This is a genomic window from Micromonospora sp. KC723 (assembly GCF_004348595.1).
Classification (GTDB): Bacteria; Actinomycetota; Actinomycetes; order Mycobacteriales; family Micromonosporaceae; genus Micromonospora.
In genome coordinates, this window is the sequence record NZ_SMKD01000228.1 from 2501 (window position 1) to 5329 (window position 2829).

General features: G+C 57.2%; 2 rRNA genes (1 of these 2 running past the window's edge). Both read left to right on the forward strand.

Annotated elements, in window-relative coordinates:
* A 23S ribosomal RNA gene (locus E1165_RS27775) occupies positions 1-2611 on the forward strand; it begins 501 nt to the left of the window's first position.
* Between the two features lie 93 nt (positions 2612-2704).
* Positions 2705-2821: ribosomal RNA gene (gene rrf, locus E1165_RS27780) — 5S ribosomal RNA — on the forward strand.
* The last annotated feature ends 8 nt before the right edge of the window (positions 2822-2829 follow it).

The following is a 2829-nucleotide window of genomic DNA, read 5'->3' on the forward strand; positions in this document are numbered from 1 at the left end:
CACCTGGTAAGCCTAAATACTTCCTGGTGACCGATAGCGGACGAGTACCGTGAGGGAATGGTGAAAAGTACCCCGGGAGGGGAGTGAAATAGTACCTGAAACCGTTCGCCTACAATCCGTCGGAGCCTTGCGGGGTGACGGCGTGCCTTTTGAAGAATGAGCCTGCGAGTTAGTGGCATGTGGCGAGGTTAACCCGTGTGGGGGAGCCGTAGCGAAAGCGAGTCTGAATAGGGCGTTTGAGTCGCATGCTCTAGACCCGAAGCGGAGTGATCTAGCCATGGGCAGGCTGAAGCGCGGGTAAGACCGTGTGGAGGGCCGAACCCACCAACGTTGAAAAGTTGGGGGATGACCTGTGGTTAGGGGTGAAAGGCCAATCAAACTCCGTGATAGCTGGTTCTCCCCGAAATGCATTTAGGTGCAGCGTCGCGTGTTTCTTGCCGGAGGTAGAGCACTGGATGGTCTAGGGGGCCCACAAGCTTACCGAAATCAGCCAAACTCCGAATGCCGGTAAGTGAGAGCGCGGCAGTGAGACTGCGGGGGATAAGCTTCGTAGTCGAGAGGGAAACAGCCCAGATCACCAGCTAAGGCCCCTAAGCGTGTGCTAAGTGGAAAAGGATGTGGGGTCGCATAGACAACCAGGAGGTTGGCTTAGAAGCAGCCACCCTTTAAAGAGTGCGTAATAGCTCACTGGTCAAGTGGTTCCGCGCCGACAATGTAGCGGGGCTCAAGCACACCGCCGAAGCTGTGGCACTCACATTGTAACTTCGCCAGGACTTGATTTCTGGTGCAGGTGTGTGGGTGGGTAGGGGAGCGTCGTGCCGGGGGTGAAGCAGCGGGGTGACCTAGTTGTGGACGCGGCACGAGTGAGAATGCAGGCATGAGTAGCGAAAGAAGGGTGAGAAACCCTTCCGCCGGATGACCAAGGGTTCCAGGGCCAGGCTAATCCGCCCTGGGTGAGTCGGGACCTAAGGCGAGGCCGAGAGGCGTAGTCGATGGACAACGGGTTGATATTCCCGTACCCGCGAAAGAGCGACCCTGACGAACCTCGTTGTGCTAACCACCCGAGCTGCCGGCGGCCTTCGGGCCTATGGTGGGGAGCGTGGGAACCTGGCGGGTAGTAGTCAAGCGATGGGGTGACGCAGGAAGGTAGCTGAGCCCGGCCGGTGGTTGTGCCGGGGTAAGCGTGTAGGCCGTGCCATAGGCAAATCCGTGGCGCATGAAGGCTGAGACGTGATGCCGAGCCGATTCAGGTGAAGTCAGTGATCCTATGCTGCCGAGAAAAGCCTCTAGCGAGTTCTTAGCGGCCCGTACCCCAAACCGACACAGGTGGTCAGGTAGAGAATACCGAGGCGATCGGGCGAACTGTGGTTAAGGAACTCGGCAAATTGCCCCCGTAACTTAGGGAGAAGGGGGGCCGGAGACGTGAAGCCCCGCGCGGGTGGAGCGTTGTATGGCCGCAGAGAGCAGGGGGAAGCGACTGTTTACTAAAAACACAGGTCCATGCGAAGAAGTAATTCGATGTATATGGACTGACGCCTGCCCGGTGCTGGAACGTTAAGGGGACCTGTTAGCTCTTCGGGGCGAAGCGGAGAACTTAAGCGCCAGTAAACGGCGGTGGTAACTATAACCATCCTAAGGTAGCGAAATTCCTTGTCGGGTAAGTTCCGACCTGCACGAATGGCGTAACGACTTCCCCACTGTCTCAACCACAGGCCCGGCGAAATTGCAGTACGAGTAAAGATGCTCGTTACGCGCGGCAGGACGGAAAGACCCCGGGACCTTTACTATAGCTTGACATTGGTATCTGAATGAGCTTGTGTAGGATAGGTGGGAGCCGGTGAAGTCCATACGCCAGTATGGGTGGAGGCAATCTTGAAATACCACTCTGGTTGATTTGGGTATCTAACTTCGGACCGTTATCCGGTTCAGGGACAGTGTCTGGTGGGTAGTTTAACTGGGGCGGTTGCCTCCTAAAGGGTAACGGAGGCGCCCAAAGGTTCCCTCAGCCTGGTTGGCAATCAGGTGTTGAGTGCAAGTACACAAGGGAGCTTGACTGTGAGACTGACAGGTCGAGCAGGGACGAAAGTCGGGACTAGTGATCCGGCACTTGCGTGTGGAAGCGGTGTCGCTCAACGGATAAAAGGTACCCCGGGGATAACAGGCTGATCTTCCCCAAGAGTCCATATCGACGGGATGGTTTGGCACCTCGATGTCGGCTCGTCGCATCCTGGGGCTGTAGCAGGTCCCAAGGGTTGGGCTGTTCGCCCATTAAAGCGGTACGCGAGCTGGGTTTAGAACGTCGTGAGACAGTTCGGTCCCTATCCGCCGTGCGCGTAGGATACTTGAGAAGGGCTGTCCCTAGTACGAGAGGACCGGGACGGACGAACCTCTGGTGTGCCAGTTGTCCCGCCAGGGGCACGGCTGGTTAGCTACGTTCGGAAGGGATAACCGCTGAAAGCATCTAAGCGGGAAGCTCGCTTCAAGATGAGGTATCCCACCACTCTTCGGGGTGGGTAAGGCCCCCAGCTAGACGACTGGGTTGATAGGCCGGAAATGTAAGCCCGGTAACGGGTTCAGTTGACCGGTACTAATAGGCCGAGGACTTGACTACGAACATGCTACGCGTCCACTGTGCAACTCTCGGCAAACAAACAACACTCCTACCGTCCCGGTTGGGGTTGGTTGTTTGATATGTTGATAGAGTTACGGCGGTCATGGCGGAGGGGAAACGCCCGGTCACATTCCGAACCCGGAAGCTAAGCCCTCCAGCGCCGATGGTACTGCACTCGGGAGGGTGTGGGAGAGTAGGACACCGCCGGACAATCTTTC